General features: G+C 37.7%; 6 protein-coding genes. 2 read left to right on the top strand and 4 right to left on the bottom strand.

All coding sequences use genetic code 11. The features are described 5' to 3' along the window. On the top strand, positions 1–907 hold a 907-nt coding region (locus AC33VI_RS20175; protein ID WP_491784054.1), incomplete at its 5' end, for an alpha amylase C-terminal domain-containing protein. 140 nt (positions 908–1,047) lie between these two features. Here the strand turns inward: AC33VI_RS20175 and AC33VI_RS20170 are convergent. The 3 genes from AC33VI_RS20170 to AC33VI_RS20160 form a co-directional block, all read right to left on the bottom strand. Next, on the bottom strand, positions 1,048–1,755 hold the full coding sequence (locus AC33VI_RS20170) for a TVP38/TMEM64 family protein (RefSeq protein ID WP_491784053.1): 708 nt from the start codon (positions 1,753–1,755) through the stop codon (positions 1,048–1,050). A gap of 11 nt (positions 1,756–1,766) precedes the next feature. Continuing rightward, positions 1,767–2,771 (bottom strand): arsenosugar biosynthesis radical SAM (seleno)protein ArsS, encoded by a 1,005-nt coding sequence (gene arsS / locus AC33VI_RS20165; protein ID WP_491784052.1) that lies wholly within the window; start codon positions 2,769–2,771, stop codon positions 1,767–1,769. Positions 2,772–2,913: 142 nt separating this feature from the next. Continuing rightward, positions 2,914–3,405, bottom strand: a complete 492-nt coding sequence (locus tag AC33VI_RS20160) for a hypothetical protein (protein ID WP_491784051.1) — start codon at positions 3,403–3,405, stop codon at positions 2,914–2,916. 298 nt (positions 3,406–3,703) lie between these two features. Between AC33VI_RS20160 and miaB the strand changes: the two genes are divergently transcribed. Further along, a complete protein-coding gene (gene miaB, locus AC33VI_RS20155) occupies positions 3,704–5,047 on the top strand; it encodes a tRNA (N6-isopentenyl adenosine(37)-C2)-methylthiotransferase MiaB (RefSeq protein WP_491784050.1) in 1,344 nt (447 codons plus the stop codon). Positions 5,048–5,086: 39 nt separating this feature from the next. On the opposite strand, the gene AC33VI_RS20150 is transcribed toward miaB, so the two are convergent. Beyond that, on the bottom strand, positions 5,087–6,172 hold the full coding sequence (locus tag AC33VI_RS20150; protein ID WP_491784049.1) for a TIGR03032 family protein: 1,086 nt from the start codon (positions 6,170–6,172) through the stop codon (positions 5,087–5,089). Positions 6,173–6,250: the final 78 nt, after the last annotated feature.

Genomic DNA, 6,250 nt, shown 5'->3' with positions numbered 1-6,250 from the left:
TGCGGATTTTTTACGTCAGGTGAATAGTCTTCTCTTTAGTTATTTTCCTGGGGTGCTATCTATTGCCGAAGAATCTACCGCTTGGCCAATGGTTTCTTGGCCTACCTATACAGGCGGCTTGGGTTTTAACTTGAAATGGAATATGGGCTGGATGCACGATATGCTGGACTATTTCCATATGGATCCTTGGTTTCGTCAGTTCCATCAAAATAACCTAACTTTTAGTATGTGGTATCACCACAGCGAAAACTATATGTTGGCACTGTCTCATGATGAAGTGGTTCACGGCAAAAGCAACATCGTGGGCAAGATGCCTGGAGACGAGTGGCAAAAGTTTGCTAATATTCGCTGTTTGTTTGCCTATATGTTTGCTCATCCAGGTAAGAAAACCATGTTTATGAGTATGGAATTTGCTCAGTGGAGTGAATGGAATGTCTGGGCAGATCTAGAATGGGATTTATTACAATATCATTTTCACAAGACTTTAAAACAGTTCTTTAGCGATCTTAATAGTATTTATAAGAGCGAACCTGCTTTATACAGTCGAGATTTTGAAGAAGAAGGTTTTGAATGGATTGATTGTAGCGATAACAGTCACAGTGTTGTTTCCTTCATCCGTCGCGGTAAAGATCCCAATGAGTTTATCGTTGCTATTTGTAACTTTACTCCCCAACCCCACAGCCACTATCGTATCGGCGTACCCGAAAAAGGTTTTTATACCGAATTATTTAACAGTGATGCTAGCAAGTATGGTGGTAGCAACATGGGTAATTACGGTGGCAAATGGACTGATTATTGGTCTTATCACAATATGCCTTTCTCTTTAGATGTTTGCTTGCCTCCTTTGGGCGTTTTGATGTTCAAAATCGATCGCCCTAAAACTCAAGCAGCTTTAAACGGTCAGTAATTTATATTTTGGTTGTTTGGCGAGCGAAAAAGAAAAATAACAATTGCGATCGCAATTAGCTTTATCTATGCTATTGTTAGAGGCAATTGAATTTTAGACATTTAGACGTCTTTAGTAGTTGCTAGAGACGTTTTTTATATTTAAGTTTTTCTTTTCTTGTGAAAGAGCAAAGGGACAATTGATAATAAAGCTAGAAAAGTTAAAGCTAAATAAAAGGAAAGTTTCTCTCCTCCCATCATAGCTTGTTCTCCACTCACCCCAAGCCAAGTATAGGCAAAACTTCCAGGAATAACCCCAACAAAAGTAGCCAAGGTATAGTCGAACCAATTAATTGTAGTTAAACCAAATAAATAATTAACTAGATTGAAAGGAGAAATCGGAACTAAGCGAGTTGTTAGGACAAAGGAAAAAGGTCTTTTTAAAATTGCAGTTTGAAATCTGTTGAGTTGTTTGTTGTGACTAAACTTTCTTTGGGCGAAATTTTGTAGCAAATAGCGAGCGGTCAGAAAAGCCCCCAAAGCTCCCAAACTAGCACTAATAATTGAAATTAAAGTACCGTGCCACAAGCCAAATAAACAACCACCAACAATAGTTAAAATTGTTCCAGGTATACCAATAATAGTTAAAAGAGTATAAATAGCAATAAAAATAATTTCTACATACCCTTGATATTGTTGGATAAAGTTTTTAAATAATGTGGTATCAAAAACAAGTTTAAGGGGAGTAAAAATGAATAAGGGCAAAATAATTGTTAAAAAAATAACTAAATAAATTATTTTTTTAACGATCGCATTTTTAGTCAAAAATAACTTTAGTTTGCCATGTTTTTGGCTAAGATGTTTAAACATTACTTTGCTAGCTAAACTAAAGAACCACCGCAGCTAGAACCAGTTCCCGCAGTACAGCCATAACAATAGTTAGCTGTTTTAATTTCGCGGATTGCATCTAAACTATTTAATTGTAGCAACTTACTAACTGTTAATTTTTCTCCCGCTGGAGTTGTGGCATGAATATTTTCCATTTGATTGAAATCGCAATCATAAACATTTCCTAAATAGTCGATAGATAGCTCGTTGCGACACATAACTCGTTCCAAGGTATCTTGATTGTAATTACTGGCTAAAAAACTTACATATTCGTCATGAATTTCTTGCCGTTGTAAAAATTGCTTAGTTCTACCAATAGGAATATTAGTAATAGTAAAGAGGTTATTAAAACTTATGGCAAAATTATCTTTTAAATAAGTTTTATAGTCTGCTTCTAGTTGTTGCTGATTGGGAGTTAAAGCAAAGTCATTGTTGGTTGGTAAAGCAGGATTGTAAACTAAATCGAGAATTAAATTAGGATTTTTACCATAACCTAGTTGATTTAACTTTTGAATAGCTCGAACCGAATTATTATAAACTCCCGCTCCCCTTTGCTTGTCAACATTAGACTCTAAATAACAAGGAAGAGAAGCCGTAACTCTTAGTTGATGGCGGGCAAAATATTCGGGTAAATCTTCATATTCAGGTTCAAAAAAGATCGTTAAATTAGAGCGAACGATTACTTCTTTTCCCCGTGCCTTAGCTGCTTCTACTATAGGACGAAAACCATAATTCATCTCTGGCGCACCACCAGTCAGATCTACTGTCTCAATTTGAGGAAAGCGATTTATAATCTCAATAATCTGCTGACAAACTTCTGGAGACAATTCCTCAGTACGTTTGGGACTGGCTTCTACATGACAGTGAGTACAGGCTAGATTGCATTTTCTCCCTAGATTTACTTGAAGAACGGTAATCTTGTTTTTAATTAAGGGTGCTGCAATTATTTTAGAAAAAGGAATTAGGGATTTTGAGGAAGTTTTGGTCGTCGATGACATAGATAGTTATTCGTTATAGCTAGCTAAAAAGCAGTTTATCGATATTAACCTCAATTTAGCAGCACCAACTAAGAAAATTATGAATGCAAGATTAATCTTTTTTTAATTAAAACAACTTAATTTAAAAAACGGGCGCAATATTTTAATTTCTAGTCCACAATCTTTGACCGCTGCGATCTGGGTTAGTCACTAACATAGCTCCGTCTCCGATTTGATATTGAGAAGCAATCATCGTCCAAGGTTCGTTAATAGAACGCCTAGTATAAATTTGCTGGTTCTGCACAGCCCATTGTCCCCGATCTATAACTAGACCGCTAGTTCCTTTTCTAACTCCTTCACCCATAAATATCGGATCGAATACGTGCAATTCTCCATTGGGTAAAAAAGACATTTTTTCTTGATATACAGCAGTTCCATTAACGCTACGAGAAGATTCTACATAAAACCAAACACCAAATAAGTTAGGATCTCCTGCTATGGTAGGGTTAATACTTTGAGCGACTAACGTAGGTTCGTTTAGCTGCGTAATTTGATGATTTTCGTGCCAAGAACTCGCTCCTACGGATGTAGCAAAAGTTAATAAGCCAAGTGCTATGTAAATAGGATTCGTTAAGTTATTCAGTTTGATTTTCATTGATCCAAAATCAGTTGTAGTTAACAAAGTTGTTATTTATATTTGGTTTTTATTTAGAGAGTAAGATCAAAAATTATGCGCTCGATCGCCTATTGCTGCGATTTTTTTATCGATAAGAATTTACAATCTGGCGATCGCACTATCTATTTTGATGTCAGTTACAATAAATTGACTTTTCCCTTGACTTTTGAATACCAAACTGACTTGTTGCTTGGAAGTTATCAGATAACAGTTTGTAACCGATCGCTTTAAAATAATATATTAGTTCTGTTTGATTTTTTTTTATAATTAGTAGTTCATGAAAAACGCCAGCAAAAAATATAATATAGTTACCTTCGGTTGCCAGATGAATAAAGCTGATTCTGAGCGTATGGCTGGCGTGTTAGAGAACATGGGTTTTGAAGCTTCAGAAGACCCTAATGCTGCGGATTTGGTTCTCTACAATACCTGTACTATTCGAGATAATGCCGAACAAAAAGTCTATTCTTATTTGGGCAGACAAGCCAAGCGCAAACACGAGCAACCAGATTTAACTTTAGTAGTGGCAGGATGTGTGGCACAGCAAGAAGGAGAAAAACTATTGCGTCGCGTGCCAGAATTGGATTTGGTCATGGGACCTCAACACGCCAATCGTTTAGAAGATTTACTGAGTCAAGTATTTGACGGCAATCAAGTAGTGGCGACAGAACCGATTCATATTGTCGAAGACATTACCAAACCCCGTCGCGATAGTAATGTAACTGCTTGGGTAAATATTATTTATGGTTGCAATGAAAGATGTAGTTACTGTGTTGTTCCCAACGTTAGAGGAACGGAACAATCTCGAACTCCTGAAGCGATTAAAGCAGAAATGGAGGAATTAGGCAGACAGGGATATAAAGAGATTACTTTACTGGGACAGAACATCGATGCCTACGGTCGAGATTTGCCTGGTAGCACTCCAGAAGGCAGACACAAACACACTCTCACGGATTTATTATATTACGTTCACGATGTTCCTGGTGTGGAAAGAATTCGTTTTGCTACTAGCCATCCTCGTTATTTTACCGAACGACTGATTAAAGCCTGTAAAGAACTACCCAAAGTTTGCGAACACTTTCATATTCCCTTCCAGTCTGGGGACAACGAAGTTCTCAAGGCAATGAAGCGGGGTTATACTCATGAAAAATACCGTCGCATTATTAATACCATCAGAGAATATATGCCCGATGCTTCGATCTCTGCCGATGCTATTGTGGGCTTTCCAGGGGAAACGGAAGAACAGTTTGAAAATACTCTTAAACTAGTAGAAGATATTGAATTCGATCTGATTAATACTGCTGCTTACTCTCCTCGCCCCGCTACTCCTGCTGCGCTGTGGTCGAATCAATTAAGTGAAGAGGTAAAAAGCGATCGCTTGCAAAGATTGAATCGTTTGGTAGCAACATCGGCAGAAACTCGTTCTCACAGGTATTTAGGTAGGGTGGAAGAGATTTTAGTCGAGGCTCAAAATACCAAAGATCCTAATCAGGTGATGGGTAGAACTAGAGGCAATCGTTTGACCTTTTTCCCTGGCAAAATTGAAGAGTTAAAAGGTAAGACAGTTAAAGTCAAGATTACGGAAATTCGTTCTTTCAGCGTTACGGGGGAAATAGTCGAATAAATAAACAGTAGGGGCTGTTCTCAAACAGCCCCTACTAAATTAAATTGCCGCACTGGCAGGTAAAGACCAAATTTGTTGTGCTTCATCTTGCATAATATGAGGTCCCGAAATATTAGTAGAAGCAAAAGGGGTAATTTGAACGTCGAAAATTTCGTCAACTCCTGCGGAAAATTCCAGACAGCCAACGATGCTTTTAATTGATAAATCTACTACTCCAATGCCACATTTAATTTCGTCTTTCAGGCAATCGCTAATAGGTAGATCGCCAAAAATTGCCGTTTCGCGAATTTTCGACAGACCAATAAAAGCAAAGCGATCGTAAAATGCTAAACCGCGAGTATAGCCTGGTAAAGATATAATCTTTTCTTGTTTACCAGAGGCTAAATCTACCGCAATTAGTTCTCCATAACCAGAATTAAGTACCCACAAGCGATCTCCATAAATACGAGGGGAATGGGGCATAGATAAACCTTCAGTAATAACTCTACTGCTTGGTACTTCTAAGATACAGCCCCCAGCTACTTTGTTGTCTCGCCAACCTCCAGGGGTATCGGTTTTACCCAAGACACTGACGTATTTGGGCATTCCACCCACCATTGCTACTCCGTTGAGATGACAGCGATCTTCTGCTGCGATCGCACTAATAAAATTAGGTCGCCATTGGGGTAAAAAATTATAATTATTGCTCAAAGTACAAAGACAAGAAAATCTAGTATTAACTATCCATAATTCTTGGTTACCCCAAGCTAAATCGTGGATCGAAATATCTCCCGTATATTGCCCCCCTCTAGTCAAAAAACAAGCATCATAGCTACCAGGAGGCTCTATTTGACGGGCTAAGTTCGGGTCGTTTTTTAGTAAATAAACCCAATTTTTGCCCCCAACTGCCATTTGAGTCGGGTTAATAGCTATGCCCATAGCCCGCTCGAAATTATAGAAATTGATTTCGAGGTTGCTGTTTTTTGCACTGACAACTCCTAATTTACCTGCTTGATAAGTAGAAAAAAATAGAGATATTTGCAGTTTTTCGAGAATATCGACTAAATTACGATTATATTCATAATTTATTTCTCTCTTTTTATCTTGTGGTGCTTCAGAATTACCTTTATCAATAGTTTGAACCATAGGAAAGTTAGCAATCTAGATGTCGAACGTCCAGTCTAGCCAAACTTTTGAAATCGGCAAATTTTTTTTTGTTGGAGG

This window comes from Waterburya sp. (assembly GCF_058530065.1).
The sequence above is the reverse complement of the archived record's forward strand: the minus strand, read 5'-3'. Positions and strand labels throughout refer to the sequence as shown.